This window comes from Leptotrichia sp. SK-5 (assembly GCF_055387215.1).
The window spans coordinates 1,484,100-1,508,802 of the sequence record NZ_AP028931.1; the positions used below are offsets into that span (position 1 = coordinate 1,484,100).

At 30.4% G+C, this 24,703-nt stretch carries 25 protein-coding genes; 7 read left to right on the plus strand and 18 right to left on the minus strand.

The genetic code is table 11. The features are described 5' to 3' along the window. Nucleotides 1–226: 226 nt before the first annotated feature. The 7 genes from ACZ5B9_RS07540 to ACZ5B9_RS07570 all read right to left on the minus strand — a co-directional run bounded on the left by ACZ5B9_RS07540 (nt 227) and on the right by ACZ5B9_RS07570 (nt 10,232). Nucleotides 227–592, minus strand: coding sequence for an autotransporter outer membrane beta-barrel domain-containing protein (locus ACZ5B9_RS07540; RefSeq protein WP_464422042.1), 366 nt, complete (start codon nt 590–592; stop codon nt 227–229). An 11-nt stretch (nt 593–603) separates the two neighbouring features. Continuing rightward, entirely contained in the window at nt 604–5,814 is a 5,211-nt protein-coding gene (locus ACZ5B9_RS07545; protein WP_464422044.1) for a beta strand repeat-containing protein, read from the minus strand. Between the two features lie 111 nt (nt 5,815–5,925). Next, nucleotides 5,926–6,963: an autotransporter-associated N-terminal domain-containing protein gene (locus ACZ5B9_RS07550; protein WP_464423937.1), complete on the minus strand. Its 1,038-nt coding sequence runs from the start codon at nt 6,961–6,963 to the stop codon at nt 5,926–5,928. Between the two features lie 9 nt (nt 6,964–6,972). Then, a complete protein-coding gene (locus tag ACZ5B9_RS07555) occupies nt 6,973–7,140 on the minus strand; it encodes a hypothetical protein (protein WP_464422046.1) in 168 nt (55 codons plus the stop codon). 385 nt (nt 7,141–7,525) lie between these two features. Next, nucleotides 7,526–8,407 (minus strand): hypothetical protein, encoded by an 882-nt coding sequence (locus tag ACZ5B9_RS07560; protein WP_464422048.1) that lies wholly within the window; start codon nt 8,405–8,407, stop codon nt 7,526–7,528. 28 nt (nt 8,408–8,435) lie between these two features. After that, nucleotides 8,436–9,353: a hypothetical protein gene (locus ACZ5B9_RS07565; RefSeq protein WP_464422049.1), complete on the minus strand. Its 918-nt coding sequence runs from the start codon at nt 9,351–9,353 to the stop codon at nt 8,436–8,438. 24 nt (nt 9,354–9,377) lie between these two features. After that, nucleotides 9,378–10,232 (minus strand): hypothetical protein, encoded by an 855-nt coding sequence (locus ACZ5B9_RS07570; RefSeq protein ID WP_464422050.1) that lies wholly within the window; start codon nt 10,230–10,232, stop codon nt 9,378–9,380. 235 nt (nt 10,233–10,467) lie between these two features. On the opposite strand from ACZ5B9_RS07570, the gene ACZ5B9_RS07575 reads away from it, so the two are divergent. Both ACZ5B9_RS07575 and ACZ5B9_RS07580 read left to right on the plus strand, forming a co-directional pair. After that, a complete protein-coding gene (locus ACZ5B9_RS07575; RefSeq protein WP_464422051.1) occupies nt 10,468–11,379 on the plus strand; it encodes a toxin-antitoxin system YwqK family antitoxin in 912 nt (303 codons plus the stop codon). Between the two features lie 193 nt (nt 11,380–11,572). Continuing rightward, the gene (locus ACZ5B9_RS07580; RefSeq protein WP_464422052.1) at nt 11,573–11,941 is read left to right on the plus strand and encodes a pheromone cAD1 o protein; all 369 of its coding nucleotides are present in this window, start codon (nt 11,573–11,575) and stop codon (nt 11,939–11,941) included. 114 nt (nt 11,942–12,055) lie between these two features. Here ACZ5B9_RS07580 and ACZ5B9_RS07585 read toward each other — a convergent pair whose 3' ends face one another. The 7 genes from ACZ5B9_RS07585 to ACZ5B9_RS07615 form a co-directional block, all read right to left on the minus strand. Then, nucleotides 12,056–12,451, minus strand: a complete 396-nt coding sequence (locus ACZ5B9_RS07585) for an OsmC family protein (protein WP_464422053.1) — start codon at nt 12,449–12,451, stop codon at nt 12,056–12,058. A gap of 25 nt (nt 12,452–12,476) precedes the next feature. Further along, the gene (locus ACZ5B9_RS07590; protein WP_464422054.1) at nt 12,477–13,808 is read right to left on the minus strand and encodes an FAD-dependent oxidoreductase; all 1,332 of its coding nucleotides are present in this window, start codon (nt 13,806–13,808) and stop codon (nt 12,477–12,479) included. A 268-nt stretch (nt 13,809–14,076) separates the two neighbouring features. Further along, nucleotides 14,077–14,235: a hypothetical protein gene (locus ACZ5B9_RS07595; protein WP_464422055.1), complete on the minus strand. Its 159-nt coding sequence runs from the start codon at nt 14,233–14,235 to the stop codon at nt 14,077–14,079. Nucleotides 14,236–14,291: 56 nt separating this feature from the next. Further along, a complete protein-coding gene (asrC, locus tag ACZ5B9_RS07600) occupies nt 14,292–15,266 on the minus strand; it encodes a sulfite reductase subunit C (RefSeq protein WP_464422056.1) in 975 nt (324 codons plus the stop codon). A 41-nt stretch (nt 15,267–15,307) separates the two neighbouring features. Continuing rightward, a complete protein-coding gene (gene asrB, locus ACZ5B9_RS07605) occupies nt 15,308–16,186 on the minus strand; it encodes an anaerobic sulfite reductase subunit AsrB (RefSeq protein WP_464422057.1) in 879 nt (292 codons plus the stop codon). Then, on the minus strand, nt 16,183–17,343 hold the full coding sequence (locus ACZ5B9_RS07610) for a 4Fe-4S dicluster domain-containing protein (protein WP_464422058.1): 1,161 nt from the start codon (nt 17,341–17,343) through the stop codon (nt 16,183–16,185). Before ACZ5B9_RS07610 ends, asrB begins: the two co-directional genes overlap by 4 nt. Nucleotides 17,344–17,402: 59 nt before the next feature. Continuing rightward, on the minus strand, nt 17,403–18,167 hold the full coding sequence (locus tag ACZ5B9_RS07615) for a formate/nitrite transporter family protein (RefSeq protein WP_464422059.1): 765 nt from the start codon (nt 18,165–18,167) through the stop codon (nt 17,403–17,405). Nucleotides 18,168–18,500: 333 nt separating this feature from the next. On the opposite strand from ACZ5B9_RS07615, the gene ACZ5B9_RS07620 reads away from it, so the two are divergent. After that, complete coding sequence (locus ACZ5B9_RS07620) at nt 18,501–19,001, plus strand: PLC family EF-hand domain-containing protein (RefSeq protein ID WP_464422060.1); 501 nt, start codon at nt 18,501–18,503, stop codon at nt 18,999–19,001. Between the two features lie 154 nt (nt 19,002–19,155). On the opposite strand, the gene ACZ5B9_RS07625 is transcribed toward ACZ5B9_RS07620, so the two are convergent. From ACZ5B9_RS07625 to ACZ5B9_RS07640, 4 genes are all read right to left on the minus strand, one after another. Next, nucleotides 19,156–20,676, minus strand: coding sequence for an ABC transporter permease/substrate-binding protein (locus tag ACZ5B9_RS07625; RefSeq protein WP_464422061.1), 1,521 nt, complete (start codon nt 20,674–20,676; stop codon nt 19,156–19,158). Between the two features lie 197 nt (nt 20,677–20,873). Then, nucleotides 20,874–21,398 carry an NAD(P)H-dependent oxidoreductase gene (locus ACZ5B9_RS07630; protein ID WP_464422062.1) on the minus strand — a complete coding sequence of 175 codons (525 nt, stop codon included), beginning with the start codon at nt 21,396–21,398 and terminating at the stop codon, nt 20,874–20,876. Nucleotides 21,399–21,542: 144 nt separating this feature from the next. Next, a complete protein-coding gene (locus ACZ5B9_RS07635) occupies nt 21,543–22,373 on the minus strand; it encodes an ABC transporter ATP-binding protein (protein WP_464422063.1) in 831 nt (276 codons plus the stop codon). A 15-nt stretch (nt 22,374–22,388) separates the two neighbouring features. Further along, nucleotides 22,389–22,844 carry a MarR family winged helix-turn-helix transcriptional regulator gene (locus ACZ5B9_RS07640; RefSeq protein WP_464422064.1) on the minus strand — a complete coding sequence of 152 codons (456 nt, stop codon included), beginning with the start codon at nt 22,842–22,844 and terminating at the stop codon, nt 22,389–22,391. 112 nt (nt 22,845–22,956) lie between these two features. Between ACZ5B9_RS07640 and ACZ5B9_RS07645 the strand changes: the two genes are divergently transcribed. The 4 genes from ACZ5B9_RS07645 (at nt 22,957) to ACZ5B9_RS07660 (ending at nt 24,667) form a co-directional block, all read left to right on the plus strand. Further along, complete coding sequence (locus tag ACZ5B9_RS07645) at nt 22,957–23,400, plus strand: alcohol dehydrogenase catalytic domain-containing protein (protein ID WP_464422065.1); 444 nt, start codon at nt 22,957–22,959, stop codon at nt 23,398–23,400. A gap of 17 nt (nt 23,401–23,417) precedes the next feature. After that, nucleotides 23,418–23,804: a zinc-binding dehydrogenase gene (locus tag ACZ5B9_RS07650; protein ID WP_464422066.1), complete on the plus strand. Its 387-nt coding sequence runs from the start codon at nt 23,418–23,420 to the stop codon at nt 23,802–23,804. 4 nt (nt 23,805–23,808) lie between these two features. Beyond that, nucleotides 23,809–23,943: a zinc-binding dehydrogenase gene (locus tag ACZ5B9_RS07655; RefSeq protein WP_464422067.1), complete on the plus strand. Its 135-nt coding sequence runs from the start codon at nt 23,809–23,811 to the stop codon at nt 23,941–23,943. A 184-nt stretch (nt 23,944–24,127) separates the two neighbouring features. Further along, nucleotides 24,128–24,667 (plus strand): C40 family peptidase, encoded by a 540-nt coding sequence (locus ACZ5B9_RS07660; protein ID WP_021769175.1) that lies wholly within the window; start codon nt 24,128–24,130, stop codon nt 24,665–24,667. Nucleotides 24,668–24,703 lie beyond the last annotated feature (36 nt).

A 24,703-nucleotide genomic window follows, 5' to 3' on the forward strand; every position in this document is an offset into this window, starting at 1 on the left:
TAAAAAAGAACAGCAAAACCTAAGTTCCGCTGCCCTCTCTTTCTTTATTCTGTCTTCTGGCTTTGTTCTAGTAAATAGCTCTAAATCCTATTCCTGCTCTTACGTTATTTCCTTTAGTGTCATATCCTCCATTTACTGTAACTCCAAATCTTGTGTTATCCACTCCAATATTTAAGTCAAACTTACCATTTCCACGTCTGTCCTCTTTTTCTCCTCTGATTCCAAATCAGTCTGCTGTCGTATATCTTACTCTTCCCTTATTGTTCACATCTCCAACTTTTCCTAGCTCATTTTCATACGCAGCTGTTACTCCAACTGTTAAGTTTGTTCTTACTGCAAGTGGCTGTACATATCTGAATTCCATTCCAACTTCAGGTTTAACTGAGAAATAGTCATTACCTTTTACTTCAAGTCTCATTTCCCCTCTATCCTCTTTGATATCGTTGAATTTACCGTATTCCATCTTCAACGCTCCATATGGACGTAAATGTGTTCTTTTACTCATTCTAATGTCATAGCTAAACTCATTTTTAATTGCCGCTCCATAAGAATGATAGTCAGATTTAGCCTCGAATACTTCATCAACAACCAAATATCTACGTTTTATATTATTAATTCCTGCAAATATATCTCCCGAAACTGTCCACTTAATGCACCATTATGATCGTTTTTAGGTGACATGGTCTTGAAAACCCCAGCTTTAAACATTGACTGATTTTCTTTTGATTTTCCCAAATCTTTAAATCTATATCCGTTAATTACAGCTCCAGCATACCATCCACTTGAATTTCCCATTTTAATTTTTTCATTTTCATGAACATAGGCTACACCATAAGCATTATTTGTATAATCAACAATTCCAGCTGTGTCTGTATTGTATTCATTTCTTGAGCTAAATAATTTAATTTTATTATTTTGCTTACTTGGGTTTCTCCACTCATTTTTCAAATATGAAAATTCTTTATCCAAAACATTTCCAGTAGCATTGATTCTTTGTTGTAAATTACCATATTGATGTCCTTTCATTTCATCAATGGCTTGAGCCATTATATGTCCTTCACCTTTTCCAAGATCATTTAATTTTTGGAATATTTCATTTTCACGTGTCCCAATTCCCTCAGCACCATATCTTTGTTCCAAACCATTTAAAAAATTATATGTATTTTCATCTCCCTTTTGAGCTAGAGCAGTATAAGGAACTTTTACTAAATACACTTTGTCAAGAAGTCCAGTTACCGGATCTTTTGTTGGCTGAGCCATCCATGTCAGACTTGATGAAGTTACATTAAGCATTGTTCCTGCTGTCACTACTCTGCTTAACGCATCATTGTATGGTGTCAATATATTATCTCCAACTTGTATAACTTTAGAAGTAGTGTATCTTGCCACTTCTGTACCAAAATACAAGTTAATATCCGAAAGTCTTCCTAAATTTTCAATACCTTGAATCGGATTTGTGTAGTTTATTCCTGATGTATCCACATACATTCCAATTGTATTTGCTTGCGATACTGACGGATAATTCAACATTGAAGAATTTCCAACTTTTAGTGTACTTAAATCAAGTGCAGTAACTCCTGAAGGAGAAGTTACATTTACCATTGCCGGTGCGGGAGAAGATACATTTGTATCTACATTAACTATTGGAAGCACATTCCCTTTAGCATCAGTTACAGTTACCGGAGTTGCTGCAGGCGGTACTTTTATAGTTACCCCTCCCATTTCTTTCATATCAGTAGCTGTTACTACTTTTGTCGCAGGAGTTGAAGTCCCTCTTCTGTTTGTTAATGGATTAAGTGCATTCTCTTCAACATTTTCTGAAGATTCCTTATCAGTCCATATTCCAGCACTTTTGGCATCAGATGCCTGAATATTTATTGTTCCATAATTTTTAATATAGCTTCCATTTGCAAGATAAATACCTTTTACTTCCTTCAGTCCTGAAACTGTTGTTTGAATCGTTCCCCAGTTTTCACCATGAGCCCCTCTGTCAAGATACATTCCAATCGTATTATTGCCTGAAAGATTTATATCTCCATAGTTCACTGCTTTTGAGCTAGGCCCAACTGCATACATTCCCATTGAGTTTGCCTGACTTACTTCTATAGTTCCTTTATTTATAATAGTTCCTTGATTACTATAAGGATTTGCAGCGTGTTTATCATAATATCCTGTTGCCATTCCCACACCAAATTCCTTATTCTGCAAGTTAGTCCCACCAACTTTAATTAATCCGTGATTTGTTGCAGTTCCCCCAGTAGAATATACAGCTACATTTCCGACACCCGTCACAAAATCAATATTTCCTGTATTTTCAATAATTCCGTTACCGTAAAGTCCATAATTTCTATCTCCAGTCGAAACCAATGCAGTATTATTGAATACTTTTCCTGTATTATCATTCTGATAAATATAAATCGCATCACCTTTTAATGTTACTGGATTTGCATTTGAAGTTATCGTATTTCCTTGTCCAGCATTTACAAAGCCAAATGAATCTTTTCCTATGTTAAACTGTGCTCCCGAATCTGCTGTAACAATCTGATTTTTTCCAACGGCATATACTCCAACTGATTGATTTTCTCCAACATTTACAATTGATGCTGAAGTTAAATTCACATTTTCTAAAGGATTTGTTCCGTTTCCAACTGTATAAATAGCTGTTCCGTTATCTCCAGTATTTATAGTTCCGCTATTAGTCACTCCATATCCGTAAATTCCAATAGCATTTTTCCCTGTTGTAATTATTCCTTCGTTAATTATTTTACTGCTTCCTTTTGCATAAATTCCTACATTTGCATCAGATTGCGATGTTGCATTAGACAATGTGATTGCTCCTTTATTTACAACATTTGCGCCATTTGTCACTATTCCAAACTCTTTTGCAGATGATGTTCCTGTGATTATTCCAGTATTTATCAAGTCTTTTCCAGTAGAAAGCGTATAAATTCCAATTATTCCGCCCGCTGTACCAGAAGCATTATTTAATTTTATATTGGCAGAATTTGTTATATTTACAAGATTTCCGTTTGTGTCTGTCTGGTCATAAACTATTCCCATACCTGTTTTTGAAGTATTTCCAGCATATTTATATTCAAGTGTCCCTGTTACATTTGTCTCTCCTGAAGCAAATATTCCAACACCGTCATCTTGTGTTTCAATCACATAATCTCCACCTGTCAGGTTTACATCCGAATTTTTAACAAATATCCCTTTTCCTTCAATTCCAGCAGTAATGTCTGAACCAGTTCCAGAAGCCATTGCCGTTAAAATCCCGCCATTTTCAGTACCACTTGCTGATTTCTCAAAAACTATCGCAATTCCAACTCCTTCTTTTCCTACCGTCAATTGATGGTCATTTACAACTGTTACCCGATTTCTCGCAACACCAGTATTATTTTTTGCAAAAATTGCAATTGCTTTATCTCCCGCAACATTAATTGTTCCGTGATTTTCTATTTCAACAGTAGGCCCCGTTCCTGTATCATCTGTTCCATAAGTTTGGACTGCTGCTCCTGTTCCAATCCCAGCAATTCCAACTCCAGAGGTAGAAACCGTCACCGTTCCATTTTTTTCATTCACAAGCTTGCTTCCATTTGTTCCGTAAAGACCTGCTCCATTGTCTATTGTCACAGAATTTTTATTTTGTATTGTTCCATAACTTACATTTATTCCAGCAATTCCCTGTGCAGCAGTTCCTCCAGTTACATTTACTGTACCTTCATTAACAAAACCAGATGTAGCATTTGAAGGTGTTATACCTGCTGATACTTGAATACTTGTTGCAATATTTCCCATAGAAAGACCTTGAGCCTCACCTTTTCCAACTAACCCTGTTGAACCTATATTTCCAGTTACAGTTGCAGTATTTTTAATGGTTACCATTTCATTTCCCATTTGTATTCCATTATACAAATCACTAGAATCATTCAAATCTACGTTTGCCGCTGACACTTTTAATGTTCCATTTACAAGAATTGACTTATAAGTAGCATTTGATATCAAATTAACCTTTCCACCTGCAAATTTTGAAATTCCTGGTAATCCATTCTGATAAGTCTGTTTACTATCAGTTTTGTCATCCCATTCTAAATCTAGCCCATCAAATGAACCTAATGTAACATTGTGTCCGTGAATATTTACTGTTACATTATTTAATCCCTGATATTTACTCTTATTATCAATAGTTTTACTGTAATCAGTATTTGTTCCTGTTATCAAAATTCCATCGTGCATATCAAGCGTAGTTGCACCATTAAATTTAATCTGTCCATTTGTAGTAGTATAAAATGGAGTCGTATTATCATGATCGTTCTTATCATCAGTAGCCAAAGTCAGATTATCTTTGTGAGTAATCGTTCCTCCACCAAAATTTACTACCCCTTTATCTTTAGCCACCAGTGCACCCGCAGCTCCTGTATTAATTGTGTTATTTGTTCCGTACATATTGACTGTAGAGCCTTCTCCATCCGCATAAGCTCCTAAACCATTTATAACAGTTGTTATCGTATTCTTACTTGTTCCAAAGTTTACAATCCCACCATCTTTGGCATATCCGCCAACATTAGTCCATTTTAGTTTTTTAGTATCATCATCATTTGCAGCATTTGCATCCTGAGCCGTTACATTTCCTTTTAAATTAACTTCACTTCCTGCTTTCGTATCTCCATTTATTCCACTAGCGTAAGCAATTATCGAACCATATCCCAATGCCTTTGTAGTTTTTTCTGCATTAACTATTCCACCTTCAGTTGCAGCATAAACAATTGGGTAAACTTCTTCCACGTCTGCTTTTCCATAAACAAATTTATGATATCTTGCCGACATTTCAACATCTTGACCTATGTTAATTGTACTTGAAAGATTTTTAAGGTTTGTTACTGTGTTTGCAGACATATTGGCTACATTGCCTGCCGCATCACTCCATTTTCCTTGTGCCAATGCTATTATGGTTCCTGTTGCCGCTTCATTAGTGGTATCATCCACAGCAGATGTTGGTGCTGCTCCACTTACTCCATAATCAGTTAATTTAGTCTGAGTTATTTGAGTAACTTTGTTACCTCCACTATCCTGCACATCCTGTAAATTTGTGCTCATCAATACATCAACTTCTGTCCCATTTTGAGCAGCGACCATTACTCCATTCTTAGAATATTTCCCAAATTTGAAATCCGCTCCATTTATTTGCAATGAATGGATAACATCCTGAGAAAAAGGAATATAACGAGTTCTTGAACCTGCGTCAGCTCCCAAGTCGTTTTGTGAACTTATACCTGTTCTTTGACCAGATGCTGCCAATATTCCTACATTTTTTTCTACCCACTGATTACTGTTACTTCTAGTTCCTGTATCACCCTGAAGAGTTTGAGCAGTAGTACCTCCATTTTTACTAAGTTCTGTCCATATTTTTGCTCCAGTTTTAATTTCTCCCTGATAAATTCCTATTACAGATTTATTCCAGGCTATTCTTTCGGGTGAAGTTTCAGGAAAAGTATCAGTTCCACCTAAATATGGAACTGTATCTGTAAGTGTATTTGGAGCAAAAAACATTACAATATTTCCATCTCCCGAAGACGATATCTTATTACTGTCAAAATTTATATATGGCTTCATTCCTGCCAGTGTATGCGGTGAACCATTTGTAGTTGGATTAGGAAGTCCACTTGCAAATGCCCCATAATTCGCTTGATACCCTAATCCAGAATACAATGTGTTTTTAGCTCCTTCCAAGTTATATATTCCATGATTGCTATCTATTCCAAATGAACCCGCATTTCCAACGACAGAATAAACTATATTATAACGAGTAGTCAAATCTGCATTAACGTCTCCATTAAATTTTCCTCTGTTACGCTCAGAAAAAGTGATTGCTCTAAAACCTGTTGTAGTTTCATAATAGCTGGGATATATATTAAAAATTATATTTTAATTAGAAAGCCCTTTTTGATTTGCAGCTTCATTTTCAAGCCCTTTATCAATTTTGTTTACTTTTACCCCACTAAAACTCCAATCATGCATTTGCCATGTTTCTAGTGAGAAAGCATTTGCTTTCCCATACATATTAATTGTAGAATTAGTGACTGTATTTTTCCCAAACAAATGAAACGCTATCTGTCCATTATGCATAGAATTACTAGCATTTTGTGATATTACCCTTCCATCAAGAGCTGTTCCACCTAAAGAAGTAGAAGTTGTTGTTCCTACTTTTCCAGCTCCTCCTGTATTTCCAGCAACGTGAACAGTTACACCAGAATACGTAGGAGCCCCATTTGTCAAGTATATCAAAACTCCTGTTCTTTCACTGTTACTTGCAGTATTATTAACCAATAAATTATTTCCAAATCCTTGAACATAAGTATTTGAGTACGGATTGTATCCAGCCCAAAAAGTTTTGCCATTATCACTCATTCCCCTTCTATTCCAATACCCATTAAGAAATGTAAAATCTGAAAATGGATTCAAATTTGGTGAAGGTGTTGATGGTATTATATTTGGCAATGTTGGATTAATAGTTGTTACTTGGAGTGGATCCGATACTCGTAAATTTAATTGCGGAGTCGCTGGAGTTCCAATAACTGGTAAATTTATATTTAGTGCTGTTTTACTTATATTTTTAGGAACAACTCCTGCATCTATTAGTATAAATGCTATTGGTTCCACTAGTCTTGCTAAATTAGTTGCACCATATTTTGCTCCAAAATGAGTATCTCCAGACATCTTAGCATTTTTATCTCTAGTATAAATTATATTGTCAGTTTTATTACCACGTCCTTTATAAGTTCCATGCCAGTCATTATAAAAATTATTTATCCCATATTGCCAGCTGCTCCATGGCGATTTTGTAACATGATCCCCTTGTTCCATCAATTGTATTAATTCTATATTTGTATTTTTTAGCAATTTATTATTTTCAGCTTTTGCTCTTTTAAAATTTTGATGTATGTCCTTAATTGACTTAGAAATTTCCTGTTTCTACTTTTCAATATTTGAATTTTTCCCTTCTGAAAAAGCATTTTTAACAGAAAAAATCATTCCTGTTATCAAAAATGTAATCAACGCTGAATCTGTATATTTAAAATTTTTGTGCCTCTTTGCAAATGAACGCAAATCTTTTTGTAAAGTTTTAAGATTATTTGTCATTTCTCTCTCCTTTTTTATTTATAATTCTTTTTTTTATTTATGTTTCTTAATAATATTCTTAAACTCAACACTTTTAGAAATCAAACAGTTTTTAACTTTAAAATTTGAATAAATAATTATTTTATATAAACCTAAACTGATAACCAAATTGTAAAGATTTCAAAAATTTTATCACAAGACGTATTATATCATAAAAAAAAGAAAAAAATAGTGTTTTTTTATAAAAATATAATATTTTTATCAGATTTTTTAAAGAAAAAGTTTTAAAATATAAAACCAAATTTAATGCAATTTCTAAAACTTCTTAAAAATGAAATTCTAAAATATCAAAAATTTCTCATCAAAAAAATCGCTGCTCTCTAAAACAGCGATTTATTAACAATTTTTAATTATCTTTATTTTCGTTATTATCTGAGATTTGATTCTTTTCATCTGAATTATTTTTAATTCCAAATTTTAATTCTTCGTTTAAATTTCCCCCTAAGTAATCATATTCCACATTTAAAAATATTATAATATCTAAAATTTGTAAATACATTACAAATAAACTCAAAATCATCACAAAAATAAATACTATAATTAAATTTACTACAAAATTTTCTATATTTAAAATATTGAAAAATATGTTTGTCATAATGTTAAAAATTAAAATTCCTAAAGCAATAATAAGTCCTGGTAAAAATTTTCTAAGTCTATTTCCATCAGACAAGTTCAAACTGTAGTCAATTGATTCCATAAGTCCAACATTACGAATATAATAAGCCTCAAAATACCAAAAAGCCCATATCGCAATACAAAAGGAAACAATACTAAATATAATTAAAAAAATAACTCCAACTATTGAATTTTCCATTCTAGTTATAATAATTCTTGCTACAAAAAATATAAGTGCCAATACCGAAGCTTTTGAAAACAATTCTTTTAATTTTAAATTTTTTTTATTTCCTTCAATTGTTAATGCTACTTTTCTAAAAAAATAGACTGTGACAAAAATTGAAGCTATTGAAATTATTTCATCTAAAACATTAAATATTTTAGCCCACAATAACATCATTTTACTGGCCCTAAAATAAACAAGCAATTCCTCATCCAATGTTAAATTTACAATTTTTATTATAATTGACGCAATTATAAATGCAAATATTGAAACCATCATTAAAGTATTCTCTTTCCAAAAATTTTTAAATGCTTCAAAAGCAAGAGTAAAGTATTCTAAGGTACTTAATTTTTTTTCTATTAATTTTTCTCTTATATTTTCTAAACTCATAATTTCATCTTACCTCTCTTTCTATAAATTAAATATTTTTTTCAATTTTTCTCATTTCTTCATCTTTATTTTTTAAATAATTATACTCTACATTTAAAAATATTACTACATTCATTATTGTTATAATAAGCACTAGGACACTTGCAAATACACCGTATATAATATTTACAGGTATAATATAAGCTGGTATATAAAACAATAACTTATCAAGTACTAGAGAAATTATAAAATTTAATACTGTAATTCCAAAAACAGGAACCACTATTCTTAGTCTATTCTTCTTAGACAATTTTAAGTTATATCTAAAAGCATCTATTACTGTCATATCCCTAATGTAATAAGTTTGTTCAAAATAAAGGATATTTATAGCTATAAAAAATCCAATAATTCCAAAAATTATCATAGAGATTATTTGAATAACCTTTACCGCTAATGCCGAATCTACTTTCATAATTAATATAATGAAAGTCTGTATCATTGATACAAATAAAGCTATAAGAAAAAATACAATTGTAGCCAAAAGAGCTACTCCAATCATTTTTATATATTTTACAAAGATTTTTTTTAAACTATAACTATCTTCGTTGCCCTCAATTTTACAGGCGACTTTAAAATATATAATTCTTTTTACAAAACCTACATACAAAATTATTAAAAATGTACTAAAAACAATCAATAACATTGAGGTGAAATATCCTGTTAATAATTCCATTTGTTCATACGAACCCGTATTTCTTATTTCTAATGATAATCGTTGCATTTTTAAAAATATTTCTCTTATCCTTACATTTGAAAGCATTAACCATATATAACCTAGGACAAAAAATAAAATCCATAATTTATTTTCTTTAATTACATACTTTAATACTTCAGGTACTTTTTTAAAATATTCTACTATTTTTAACTTTCTTTCGAATAATTCTCTTTGTAAATTTTCAAAATTCATAACTAATCTCCTTTTGTTCATAATTTAAATTATTTCACTTTTCAATTCCTTTAAATCCATATATTCCAAATTCAAATAAACAACATTTTCAAGTGTAACTACAAAAATTTCAGAAATTGTTTTAATTATTCCAGCAATTATTGAAATAACTACGACTAATAATTGTGGATTTTTAATCATTATTTCCAAAGTCCATCCCAAAAATTGATTTAATAAAAGAGTAATTAAAATTATTATTACTAATGGAATTATTATTAATAACCTTTTTCCTTTGCTCAAATGAAGATTATATTTAAATGCTTCTATTATATTTACATCTCTTAAATAATATGCTTGTTTAAAATATAAAAGATTTATTTTGAGAATCAGTAAAACCATTACTATTAAGACTAATGGACTTGCAACTATTGAAAAAATAATTGCAATAATTAGCAATACTGTCCAAACCAATATATTTATAAAAACCATTATTAAATATTTAACAATAATTTCCAACACTTTAAATTCATCAATCTTCTCCTCTATTTCTAATCCTATTTTTTTTCTAATAATCACAATAATGAATTCAATAAATCCAGAAATTGCAATATAGCCCAATAAACAAATAACAACTGTCAACATTGCCAAAATAAATTTATCTGTAGTTAATTTGTTTTGTATTTTGTTATACTCAAAAGCTGCTTCATACATTTTTCTTAATGGTGTCCATAAAACAAATGATATGAAAAGTCCTAAAATAGTAGAAACTAAAAAATGCAAAAACACTATTAAAGGATACTTTTTTACAAAGGATTTAAACACATCAAAACTATTATTCACATATTCTAAAAAGGAAAAATATTTTTCTTGTAAACTTTTTCTCAAATTCCCTAAATTCATCCAAACTACCTCTTTCTACAAAAATAAGTTTAAAATTTCTCAATGCTAAAATTATAACATACTTTATTTGTTTTTAAAAATTATTTTCCTTTATTTTAGCTGTTTTTTATTCTTACAGTTTATAAATTTTACCAAAATAAATTTTTTCATTTTGTTAAATAATTTTTTTCTCTAAGCAAAATATAATTAATTATTGATATAATAAAACTAATGCTAAAAAAGGAGGAATTTTATTATGTTAAAATCATTCAAAAAATCAATGATTGTTTTATTTTCATGTATATCTATAAGCATTATTTCATCTGCCGCAACTCAAAGTGTTACACCCAAAAGAAGCAGTGAATATCTATCACAATCATCACGTGCATTAAGTTCGCCTTACAGCACAGTTGCCGATGTTGCTGTTTCTGGAAACCTTGCGACTGTAAAAGAAACTGGGCAACCATTTACTGGAACTTATGTTGAATTTAATCAGTCTGGAAATGCTCAAGTTGTAAGAAATTTTCAAAATGGAACATTAAACGGGCCTATGTTCTTGTATTATGAAAACGGTAACATCCAAAAAGTAGTAAACTATGTAAATGGTGTAAGAAATGGTGAAGATATTGATTTTTACGGAAACGGAAATTCAAAAGTCCTAAGAAATTACCAAAACGGTCTGTTAAATGGAAAAAGTTTTGAATTTGATGAATTTGGACGTTTAACTTCTTCGCTTGAATATGTAAATAATGCTAAAAATGGAAAAGAAATAAAATTTTCTAATGGTGTTGTAACAAATGAAAATACATACGCAAACGGACAATTAAACGGTGAAGCAAAATCGTATTATTCTAACGGTACTGTTCGTTCAAATGGAAATTATTCGCGTAACTTCAGAAATGGACAATGGACTTGGAATTATGAAAATGGTAAGAAAAAATTAATTGAAACTTATCAAAACGGTATAATTACTGAAATTCTTGGGTATTCAAGAAATGGTTCAAAAGAGCGTGAAATGAAACTTGTAAATGGAAATGGTAATTTTACCCAATATTATGATAACGGAAAAATCAAAGTTCAAGGTGCATTAAAAAACTACAAAGCCTATGGAAACTGGAGTTTTTATAACAAAGATGGATACTTGACTGATACTCAAGGGTTTTATTAGAAACGATTGATTTTTTTTATAAAATAGTGTATAATTATAGTGGAAAAACTTTAAAACTAACTAAAAAGATTAAAATGAAATTGATTTTTACATGATATTTTATTAATTTTTATAATTATATTTTGAAGTAATCCGAATATATATTTAAGGAGATTTAAGAAAAAATTTTTATTTTAGAAAGTGGTGTTTAAGTATGAAAAAATTATTGTTTGTATTAATGTTTTTATTGAATGTTTTGGGCTTTTCAGCAATGAAAAATGGTATTTATTCAGTTGAGAAAAAATATGATGGTAACTGGACTTCATTCGTAAAATTAACTGTTAAAGATGGTAAAATAATTGGTGCCCAGTACGACAGAAAAAATCAAAAAGGTGAATTATTGTCAATGAATCAAAACTCATTTAGAGATATAGCTCTTGAAATTTCAAGAAATCTTATAAATTCCCAAGACGTAAGTTCCGTAACAGGAAAAGATGCTGCAGCAGTATCAGAATTTAAACAAATGTCAAACTTTTTAATCAATAAAGCTAATAATGGTGAAACTGGAGATTTCAAAATGTAATAAATCATTACAATTAAAATCTTAATTTTTTCAAAATTAAAAAGTTAATATAGTAAAAAAAGGAGTTTTCTTCATTAATCCATGAGATTGCTCCTTTTTTATTAATTATTTTTTCTATTCAACATCATAAATAAATGAATAGTTTTGTTTCACATCTTTACTCAAACTTCTGCCAACTACACACATTTCTTCTACTGATTTTTCAGCTTTTTCTCTTACTTCCTGACTGTATTCCTTTTTCAGATGAAATGCAATATTGATTTCTGTAACTTTAAAAGTTGTTAAATCGACTGTTTTCGCAACTTCTGCATAGCAATTTTGAAAATTCTGGTTACTAGATTCCAATTTTATTGATAAAACTGTCATAGCGCATGAAGCTACAGAGGCAGCGAGAAGTTCTGACGGAGAAAGCATTTCGCCATTACGGTCTGTCAAAATAATCTCGCTATTTCTGTTATTTTCTATTTTCATTCTGAAATTTTTGTCATATTTTACTATCATTTTATTCATTTTTATCCTTTAATTATCTTAAATTTTATTTTAAAGCATTTAATCCTGCTAAATTCAAGAAATTCCAAGGTTTGTTATAATGAGGCTGGAAGAAGAAGTCTACAAATGCCAACTCTTCTACAGTCATTTTATTTTGAATACATACTGACAATGTATTAATTGATTGTGTTAAGTCAATTTTAGAAGTTAACTGTGCCCCTAAAATTCTTCTGCTATTTTTTTCAAATACTACTTTTAATGTTACTTTTTCATAAGTTGGCATAAATTCAGGACGATAGTTGTCAACTGCAATTACACTTTCAACCTCTACTCCTTCTTCTTTTGCAATTTCTTCTGTTAATCCAGTTGCAGCCATATTGTTTTCATAAATTTTAATTCCTGAAGTACCTTGTGTTCCAAGATGTCTAACTTTATTTTCAAGCAAGTTTATACCTGCTAATGTTCCCATTCTTACAGCGTTAGTTGCAAGCGGAATATATCTTTCTCTTTGTAGCGGATTATAGAATACTGAACAGCAGTCTCCTGCAGCCATAACGTCTTTATTGCTTGTTCTCATATATTCGTCAACTTTAATCGCTCCATTTGGAAGCATTTCAAGCTGTCCTTTAAACAATGAAGTGCTTGGCAGGAATCCAACACACATAATTACCATATCAGCTTCATATTCATTTTTGTCAGTAACTACTTTTGTTACATTTCCATTGCTTCCTTCAAATTTAACAACTTTTTCTCCAGTTGCAATTACAATTCCTCTATGTTTAAACGATTCTTCGGCAACATCTGTAAATTCCTTGTCAAAATATTTGCTCAAAACTCTTTCTTCTGCATCTACTAGCACAACTTCTTTTCCGTTATCTCTAAATGCTTCAACAAGTTCCACTCCGATGTATCCTGCTCCAACAACAACAACTTTTTGTGAATGTTTTGCTCTTTCAATAATTTCATTTGAATGATTGTAATTTTTACAAAGCAAAATATTATTCAAGTCAATTCCTTCAATTGGTGGAATAATAGGCCAAGAACCAGATGTGATAATCAATTTGTCAAAAGTTTCATTAAATTCAATTCCAGTTTCCAAGTTCACAACTCTTACTTTTTTACCTTCAATATCAACATTCTTTACTTCGTGTCTCATTCTAGTGTCAACATTTAATTCTCTTAATTTTTCAGGTGAACAGTAAAACAGTCCTTGCGGATCTTTTACAACTCCTCCTACATACAAGGCAATTCCACAAGATAAGAATGAAATATTATCATTTCTTTCAAATACTGTTATCTCCGCATCGGGATTTGTCTTTCTCAAATTTAAGATTGCCGCTGTACCAGCGTGTGTACATCCAATTACAACTACTTTCATCTATTTCCTCTCCTTCACTATATTCATATTTTAATTTTTAAACAAAATTTATAATAATTGTTAAATCAAATTATTTTTTTCCCAATCTATTTAATTATACTACATTTTAAAAAAAAATCAATAGTATTTTGAAATTTTTACAAATTTATATTTAAATAAAATTATTTTTAAAATAAAAAGACTACTTCAGAATTTCATTTCCATTTCCCAAAATAGCCTCTTTCTAAATTTAATTTTTAATATCATAAATTACAATATTTTACAAATTTTATTCTTTAGTTTTATCATCATTATCTTTATCCTGATGCTCTTCATATTCGTCATATTCATCATATTCATTGACTTCACTAGGATCTTCACCATGATAATCTTTTTTGTTAAAATCTTTTTTATATTTTTTGTATTTATCCATCCAAGATGAAGACATACAAACCACCCTTCCTTGTATTTTTTATTATTTTTATTAAAAGTTAATCTTAATATTTATAATATTCCTTGATATTTTATACCTTTCCAGTACACATTATTTACAATTACAGCTTCTTCTGGAAGATTAACATCTTTTAATGCCCATTTTTTAAACTCTTCAAAACCTGTTCTGTCAACAATGTAACCAATATGTTCTTTTGGAAGACTTCTGTCGATATATTTATCAACATATTCGTAAGTATTTTTTATTATTTTTATTATTGATTCCTCATCTGCCCAGAATAACCAGTCTTCTGCCAATCTTGGATTTTGTTTTCCACTTCTTCCCATTATTGCAAGTTTATAATACTTTTTAGGGGATCTTGTCCATGCTCCTGTTGGACAGTTTAGGACACATTCTCCACAACCTATGCATCTTTGGTGATCTCTTACAGGTTTATAGTTTTTATATGAAATTGCTCCTGTTGAAAGCTTTTTACATTTTCTTTCACACATTCCGCAAGAAACACATTTAGATTCATCAAGTTCAGGTTTTGCCATTCCAATTATTCCAAAATCATGCATTCTAACTTTTTGACAATCATTTGGACAACCTGTTAATGCTACTTTGAAGTGAAAATCATGTGGGAATATTGCTTTTTCGATTTTTTTTGCAAATTCCGTCGTATTATAGGCACCTTTTGGACACACTTTGTTTCCAATACAAGCGGCAATATTTCTTGTACCAGCTGCAGCATATCCTTTATCTTTATCCTTATAATTAATTTCCAGTTTTTCCATGATTGGCTGCACCATTTTATTTACTTTCTCAATATCATTCCAAGAAATTCCCAACACTTCAAAACCTTGACGAGTTGTAATATGAACATTTCCATCTCCATAAGTGTTAGCTATCTTTGCAACCATTTCCATTATTTCGCCAGTAATTGCTCCTCCTGGCACTCTTACACGCAATGCGGTTTTAGATCTATCCTTTGTTACCCTGAATGCATTTTTGGTAACAGTTTTTCTATTTATATCCATGCTCATTATTTTTACCTCTTCTTTTGTTTTTTCTTAAAATTCATATCTTAATCAAGTAATTTTTTTGCAAAATCATATCTAAATACTGGACCTTCAAGGCAAATATATGTTTCATCGATTTTACAATGTCCGCATTTCCCAACGGCACAGGACATCTTTCTTTCAAATGAAACCCATATTTTTTCAGTTGGAATACCTGTTTTTAGAATTTCAATACAAGAAAAATGCATCATTACTGGAGGGCCTACAACAATGTATTCAACTTCATCCATATTTTCAGGAATCTTTAAATCTGGAATATATTTGGTAACCATTCCTTCGTGAATTTCATCTTCTGTTTTTCCAATATTTCTTGCTGTTTCTACATTATCCAATGTTACAAGTATTTCAATATTTTCTCTCCAACGTGAAAATTCCTCTTCAAAAATAATACTTTCATAATTTTTATATCCAACAATGATTTTAAAGGACTTCATTTGATCAGGATGTTTTGTAAAATATTCGATAATTGGACGAACTGGAGCAATTCCACTTCCTCCAACAATCATTACAATATGCTTATTTTTGTATTGTTCAATTGGAAAACCGTGTCCATAAGGTCCTCTCAAAAAAATTCTATCTCCTGCCTTCAGTTCAAAAATCTTGTCTGTAACTTTTCCAACTTTTCTAATCAGAAAATCAAGATAACCTTCCTCCAAGTCAAAATTCGCAATAGAAATAGGGGCTTCTCCAACTCCTGGCAATGAAACCTGCATAAACTGTCCGGCTTCTACATTTCCCTTTTTATATTCCACCCGAAATAGCCATTCCAGCTCGGTAACTTTCTCGATGAACAAAAGTTTGTGAACAGTCGGTAAATATACATTCATATCCATTATAGCTTGTTCATCCATATTTATTGTATTTAATGTGTTAATTGTACTCATTCTGATTTTTCACCTCTTTTTTCAGCCGAGATTCTTTTTAGTTCGGCACTTAGCTTGTTTATACAATTTGAGAACGAAATATATTCAGGACATGCATCATCACATCTTCCACATCCTGTACACATCTGATATCCAAATCTTTTTTTAAAATCAGATATTTTGTGCATTACCTTAAATCTCATTCTATCTCCATGTCTTTGTCTGAATGAATGACCCCCAGCCATATCTGAAAAGCCATTTACGTGACATGAAGCCCATACACGCCGTCTTTCTCCATTTTTTTCATTTTCGCTGTAAAAAACGTCTTGTGTAGTGGTACAGGTACAAGTTGGACAAACAAAGTTACATTTTCCGCAGGCTATGCAACGGCTGTCGTATTCACGCCATAAATCTAAATTTATTATATCTTCAAGCTCAATATTGTCAGGAATATCCACATGAATTTCATTATCTTCTACAAATTCCATTTCAAATTCAACATTTTCCTTTATTTTATTGCTATTATTTTCAGCAATTATCTCTTCAAGATATTTTTTCATTTTTTCATCTTTTACATCCATGTACATTTCATTTATTTTATGTTCATCATTACTTCCATTGTTTTTCTCAGCGATAAGTTCTTTAAAATAAACCTTCAGCTCATCATCTTTTATATCAGCAAATATTTCCTCTTCTGTAACTTTTATTCCAATATTATATTCATCAGTCTTGTTAGTGCCCATATCTACACAAAAACAGTTCTCAAATGAATTTGGACATCCAAACACTACAAATTTAACTTTATCTCTAACTCTTTTGTAGTAAATATCCAAAAATTTATTATTCAAGTAAATATCATCAACTCTTTTGACACCATGTAAATCACAGCTTCTAAGAAATATAAGATATTTTTGCTCCTGTTCTTTGGGCATCTTGCATCCTTCTTCTGTAAAATAAAACATTGTTTGTGTTATTGGCAACATTATTTCTTTTGCTGAAAAATGAGATTTTTTGTCAAAACATATTTCATCAATTTTTTCAATTTCAGAATATCTGATTACAGAAGTATCTGAAAATGTACCACGAAATGGTATCTCAATTGGAGCATATATTTTGTATTCTTTTTTCAGCTTTTCAAGTGCCAGATTAAAATTTTCACGATTTAAACTGATTTTCATTTTCCCTCCTAAATTTTACTTTATCTCTCCATTTAAAAATTATTTTTTTATTTAAATTATTATTTATCCTTTTTTGCTAAATAATAGCAAGCAAAACCAACAAATGCTCCACCAACAATATTCCCCAATGTTACAAATAATAAATTATAAAAATAACCATTTAATGTTATTTCTTTTGCTCCATTGTATATTATTCCCATCATTAAAAGAGTCATATTAGCAACACTGTGCTCAAATCCAGCAGTTATAAATGCAAATAAACACCAAAATACCATTATTAGCTTAGCAGTTTCCTCTTTTAATTTTATTCCAGCCAGAACCGCAAGACACACAAGAATATTACATAAAATTCCTTTAAAAAACAGTTCGTGAGGCAGTGCAGCAATTTTTGCCTTTGAAACCTTTACAATAAATTCTACAATAGGTTTTGAAGCAGAATTTGAAAATACATACGCTATTGCAAGCATAATTGACCCTACGATGTTTCCCACATAAGATGCTGCCCACATAAGAATCATATCCTTAAAACTTATTCCCTTGTTTAAAAACCCTGCTACTCCAATCATATTATTTCCTGTGAAAAGCTCAGTTCCAAAAACAACTACAAGGCTAAGCGCTATCCCAAAACTAACTCCCATAAGAATTTTGTTAGTCGGCAATCCACTGCTAACTCCTCCTACTGTGAAAGTTAATAAAATTCCTATCCCAATAAACATTCCAGCCAAAAATGCAGACAGGAAGTACTTTCCTTTACCTTCTTTTAAAAGTCCAATTTTACTTTTCGCGGCATTTGTTACTGATTCTAAAGTTTCTTTATTTCTCATTCTTTACATTATAATAAAATCTCTATATTTTATTACATTCTCCTTTCCTATCAAATTTATTTGTGAAAGAATTCTTATATTAAATTATTACATATATATTTAAAAAAGTCCACAGTAAAAAATAATTATTTTATATTTGTAATGATAATATTTTGATAAACAAAATTATAATGAATTCGAATTCATTTGATACTCAATTTAACAATAAAATTAAAATTTCACAAAAAAGACACAAATTCTTCATTTTTTTGTCAAAATTTAGTGATATTATACTCTTGTCGGTAAGAAAGACGAAAAAAATAAAATTATAAATAAACAATTGGAGGAATTACTATGAAAAAAATAGGTAAAAAGAAAATTTTAGGAATCGCTTTACTAACATCATTATCAATATTTGCAGGAACAACAATTACGGCAAATAATAGTAACAGAGCTACTACTGCTGCTAATAGTATGCCTAACGATGAATGTAAACCACCACATAAATTACAAAAAGACAGCAACGGAAATCTTCTGGATGAAAATGGAAATATCATAAAAAAACCTGATCCTGCTAAAATAGAAGAGTTAAAGAAAAAACTAACTAATGGAAAAATTACAAAAGATGAAGGTGCTGAAATTGCAAAAATGTTGGAAAGAAAAGGACCTCATGGGAAACCAAATGATAAATGCATACCAAAAGATGCTCCAAAAAGATTAACTGATACAGAAATTCAAACATTAATAAATTCATTAAACAGCGGAAAAGTTTCAAAAGATGAAGCTAGTAAATTAATAGAAATGCTAAATAACCGTCATAGAGGATCAAGATCTAATGATATTCCTAAAAATTAACTTGGTTAATAAAATCGTACTAATAATAATGCTAATAAATATATTTTTAATAATTCATATCTTGAATAGTGAATTATTCTAATTCTCTCTCCATATTCATTATTCAAGAAAAAAATGACAGTGATAAAAATTGATATACTGTCATTTTTTGTTTTTATTTTTTTATCATTCCATTTTTTATCAAATATTCCTTTGCCACATCATAAGCTTTTTTTCCATTGACTCCTACTTCAAAGTTCATTTTACGCATTTCATCATCTGTAACTTTATCATGTAATTTATTCAAAATTTGCTCTAATTTCGGATATTTTTTCAAAGTTTCTCTTTTCATTAAAGGAGCTCCCTGATAAGGCGGGAATAAATTCTTATCGTCTTCCAGAACTGTAATTTTATACTGCTCCAGCTCACTATCCGTAGAATAAGCGTCAATCACATTTATATCTCCACTTTGCACCGCCACATAACGTAATTTCGGTTCAAATTCCTTTACGCTTGAAAATTCAAAGTTATATAGTTTCTTCATCCCCTTGTATCCATCTTCCCTGTCAACAAACTCTCTTGTGAAACCAACTTTTGCTTTATCTTTCACTCGTGCCAAATCCGATATTTTTGTAAGATTATTTTCACTTGCAAATTTTTGCGTAACTCCAACTGCATAAGTGTTATTGTAAGCCATCGGCTTTAATAGTACCATATCATATTTTTTCAAGATCCCATTTCTAGCCTGCTCATAAACTTGCTCTTTTATATTGCTAACTGGCGTTTCGTTAAGGAATGTAAATACTACAGTTCCTGTAAATTCAGGATAAATATCAACATTTCCTGATTTCAAGGCATTAAAGTTAAATGATGTGTTTCCAAATCCTGCTTTTAGTTCCACATCCACATTCATTTCATCCTCAATCAGAAGTTTATACATATTTATCAATATTTCCGGCTCTGTTCCCAATTTCCCCGAAATTACAATTTTATCTTTTTTGCTTTGCTTATTCATAACTAAATTTCCAGCAAAAAATATTATAAATAGACTCATAAATGAAATTACAATCACTTTCCAGTTTTTATTTTCCAGTTTTTTCAGTACAAAATCAAATAAAACTGCTAACAATGCTGACGGAATTGCTCCAAGCAAAATTAAGTTCATATTGTTTCTGTCAAGTCCAAGCAAAATTAGTTTTCCAAGCCCTCCTGCACCAATTAACGAAGCAAGTGTTGCCGTTCCAATGATAAGCACTGTCGCTGTACGGATTCCTGCCATAATTACAGGCATCGCAAGTGGTAACTGAACTTTAAAAAGCTGTTGCATCTTATTCATTCCCATAGCCCTTGAAGCCACCATATACACTGGATCAACGCCATTTATTCCCGTATATGTATTTCGTAAAAGTGGAAGCAAGGCATAAATTACAAGTGCCGTAATTGCAGGTTTTCTACCAATTCCCATAACTGGAATCAATAATCCGAGTAATGCAAGTGAAGGGATAGTTTGCATTATTGCTGTGAGTCCGATAATTATTTCTGCTATTTTCTTTTTATATGTCAAATAAATTCCAAGTGGAATTGCAATAAGTAAAGCAATTACAAGTGCATAAAATGAAATCTGGATATGCTCAAGAACAGCCTTGAAAAACTCCTCTTTACGCTCATAAAATACTTGAAAAAAGTTATTATTCATTATTTTTCTCCTTTTATTTATAAAATTTACTCATTTAAAGTTAAATCAGGGAGTGTCTAAAAAATTCAAAATCTATGTTGTATTTTGTTTATGAATTGTTATAAAACTAATACTGTTATTTTTGACTTAAAAAATTTTCAAAAAATCATCATTTTAATAGTTTTCAGCATGCCTAATTATAACTGTTTATTTTGAATTTAATCTTGTGAATTATTTTTTATATATTCTGCATATTTTTTTGCACTTTCAGCAATTTTTTCATCGCTTAAATCTGGCATTACTCCAAATAATGAATAAATTGGCAGTTCAATTCCTTCAACATGAGCTATGCTTAATAAAAATGGCTTTAACACTTCTTTTATTGTCAATCCATTTGTTCCATCGTATCTTGATGCAATTCCTCCAGTTGTCACTGCAACTCCGATTTTTTTACCTTTAAGCACTTTATTTTCACCATAATGAGCTGCCATAAACACTGTATCTATCCATTCTTTTAGCAAAGATGGACAATTAAACCAGTATAAAGGAAACTGCAATATTAAAGTCCCTGTTTCAGATAATAATTTTAATTCTTTTTCAACGTCAATTTTTCCATCGGGATATTTTTCATAAACATTATAAAGCTCTACATTTGATAATTTTTCAGCTTCTTTTTTAAAGGCTTTATTTGCTCTTGAATTTTCCATATCAGGATGTGCCAAAACCACTAATGTTTTTTTCATTTTTATTTTCCTTCTTTCTTTCAAATTTTTCATATTTGTCTTATTAATAATTTATTTTCAAAAATTATTAAAATTACTTCTTTATTAAGGCATGTCTGAAAACTATTAAAATAATAATCTTTTAAAAATTTTTTTCATTTTTATTTATATTTTTTTTATTTCTAAAATCATTTTCTCATATTCCCCATTTTCCTTCAATTTCTCAATAATTTTTTTATCAATTTCATTTTCAATATTCTTATTTTGCTCCAAACTAATAAATTCCCTTACAAATTCATCTTTCGGATTATTAATTAATTCTGATTTTGTCCCAGATTGAAGGATTTTCCCATCCTTAATTATAAAAATCCTATCTCCCAGATAAAAGGCTTCTTCAATATCATGCGTTACAAAAACAATCGTTTTATTAATTTTCTGCTGCAATTCTTTTATGTCTTTCTGTAAACTTTTCCTTGTAATTGGATCTAACGCGCTAAAAGGCTCATCCATAAGTATAATTTCAGGATTCCCTGCTAATGCTCTTGCAATTCCGATTCTCTGTGCTTCCCCGCCAGACAATTCAGACGGCATTCTTTTTAAATATTTCTCACTTTCTAGCCCAATCATTTCCAGAAGTTCCTCTGTCCTTGCCTTAATCTCCTCTTTCTTCCACCCTTTCAGTTCAGGCACGATACTTATATTTTCTTCTACTGTCAGATGTGGAAATAAAGCCACTTGCTGTAGAACATAACCCATATTCCAACGCATTTTATGAATATTATATTCAAAAATATTTTTCCCTTTTATTTCTATTTTCCCAGAAGTCGCATCCTCCAGCCTATTTATCATTTTCAAAGCTGTAGTTTTTCCGCTTCCCGAAGTTCCGATAAACACAATAAATTCTCCTTCATTTATCGAAAAATTCATATCCTTTACAGCTTCATTTCCATTTGGATACACTTTATTCACATTCTGAAATTCTATAATTTTATTCATATTCTCTCCTTCCCGTTATTTCTTGCTTCTTTCCTTTTCAACTTTCTCTAAATTTTGTGAAATTCTTTTAAAAAACCCTTCACACATCTCAATTTCCTTTTGCGAGAAACCTTCATAAACATAATTTGTCATAGTTTCAGAAATTTCCTCATATTCTTTTTTAAAGCCTTGTGCGTATTCTGTAAGTCTTATCAGCACTTTCCGTCTATCATCAGGATGTGGCGCTCTTTCTATCAGACCAGCCTTTTCAATCCTATCCAGCATTGGCGTAAGCGTATTTATCGCAAGCCCCGTTTTTTCCGACAATTCCTTGCACGTTATATTATCCTTCTCCCAGAGTATATGCAAGATTTTCCCACGTTCACCATTAAAAACGGTAATTTCTCTTTTTGAAAGAATATAATTTAAGATTCTATCGTGCGTCTGCTTAATTTTGCTTATATATATTCCCAAATTTACTTTTTTATTCATCATAGCCTCCTAACCTAAACAAAATTTTCTTGACTTTTACTTCTATATAGTATAATACTACAAAGAATTATTTTTGTCAATTAAAATTTAAAAGTAAGAAAGGAATTTTACTATGTCAAATAAAAAAAATGCTATGAAAGCTGTTGTTCTTGAAAAACCTTGTACTGCTGATGATTTAAAAATTCAAAATATTGAAATTCCGAAAGTAAAAAATGGCTGGGTTCTTATAAAAATTAAGGCTTTTGGAATAAATCGGGCTGAAATATTTACTAGAGATGGATTTTCTCCTTCTGTGAAATTGCCACGTGTGATTGGAATTGAATGTGCTGGCGTTATTGAAGATGCTTCTGATAGCCATTTTCAGAAAGGAGATAGAGTTTTTACAATGATGAATGGCTTGGGGCGTGAATTTAACGGAAGTTACGCAGAATATGTGCTTGTACCGTCTTCTCAAGTTTATCCGATAAGTCTTTCAGAAACAGACTGTCAAAGCTTGCAGCATATCCTGAATTATACTACACAGCTTACGGCTCTTTATTCAAAAGCCTGCAGTTAAAAAACACTGACACTCTGTTGATTCGTGGCGGAACAAGTTCAGTTGCCCTTGCTTCAATCCAGCTTGCCAAAAGTTTTGGGAACACCGTGATTGCAACATCAAGAAGTAAGACTAAAGTTGAATTTTTAAAAGAAATAGGAGCAGATTTTGTCCTAATTCAAGATGAAACTTTTGACACTCAGTTACAAGAATATTTTCCATACGGAGTTGACAAAGTTCTTGATTTAATCGGCACTCCCACTTTGAAAAATTCTTTAAAATCTGTGAAACAAGGTGGAATAGTCTGCATGACAGGCTGTCTTGGAGGATGGGTAATTAAAAATTTTGAGCCGCTTGACGAAATTCCTTCAGAATCCTACCTAACTTCATTTAACAGCACAATTGTCAAAAAAGATACAATATAAAGAAATGTTTGATTTTATTGAAAAACATGGCATAAAGCCAAGAATTGCAAAAATTTTTACATTAAATGAAATTTCTTTGGCACATAAATTTTTAGAAACGAATAGTGCTAATGGAAAAGTTATTGTAGAAGTAAAATAATTAATTTTGGACTATTAAATATGCTATAAATTCAATTTAATTTACTTTAATTTAGTTGTTTCAAACAATTTTATAAGTTATACTATCATTTAATTAATCTAAAATTAATTTTTTAAAAACTAAAATAAAAGACAATGTTGCTATAATATATTTACCAAAGTTCAAAGGTAGATTGGAGGTTCTAATGAAAAAAATATTGATGCTAGCTGGAGCTTTAGTTATATCTGCTTTATCATTTGCAGATTTACAAAATACAATCAAAAATCATTATAGTAATAAAACTATAGATTTATCCGTTGTATCAAAACCAAAACAAGAGGTGAAAAGTAGTGGAAGTTCTTCTACAGCAGTAAGAGATCAAATTATCTCTTTTGCACAAACAAAATTAGGTTCACCGTACGTTTGGGGAGCAACTGGTCCTAACAGTTTTGATTGTTCTGGCTTCGTTGGTTATGTATTCAAAAAAGCTGCTGATGTAAACTTGCCTAGAGTTTCAAGTTCACAAGCAACATTTAAACCAAGAATTTCATCAATGAATATGACGAAAGGTGATTTGGTATTTTTTGAAACAACTGGAAAAGGTCGTATTTCTCATGTAGGTATTTATATGGGTAATAGACAATTTATTCACGCTTCTTCTGGAAGTAGAAGAGTAACAGTTTCTAGTTTAGACAGTAATTATTACAACAAGACATTTAGATGGGCAATTAATCCATTTAGTTAAACTGTGAATTAATTTCTTATAAATAAATATATTCTT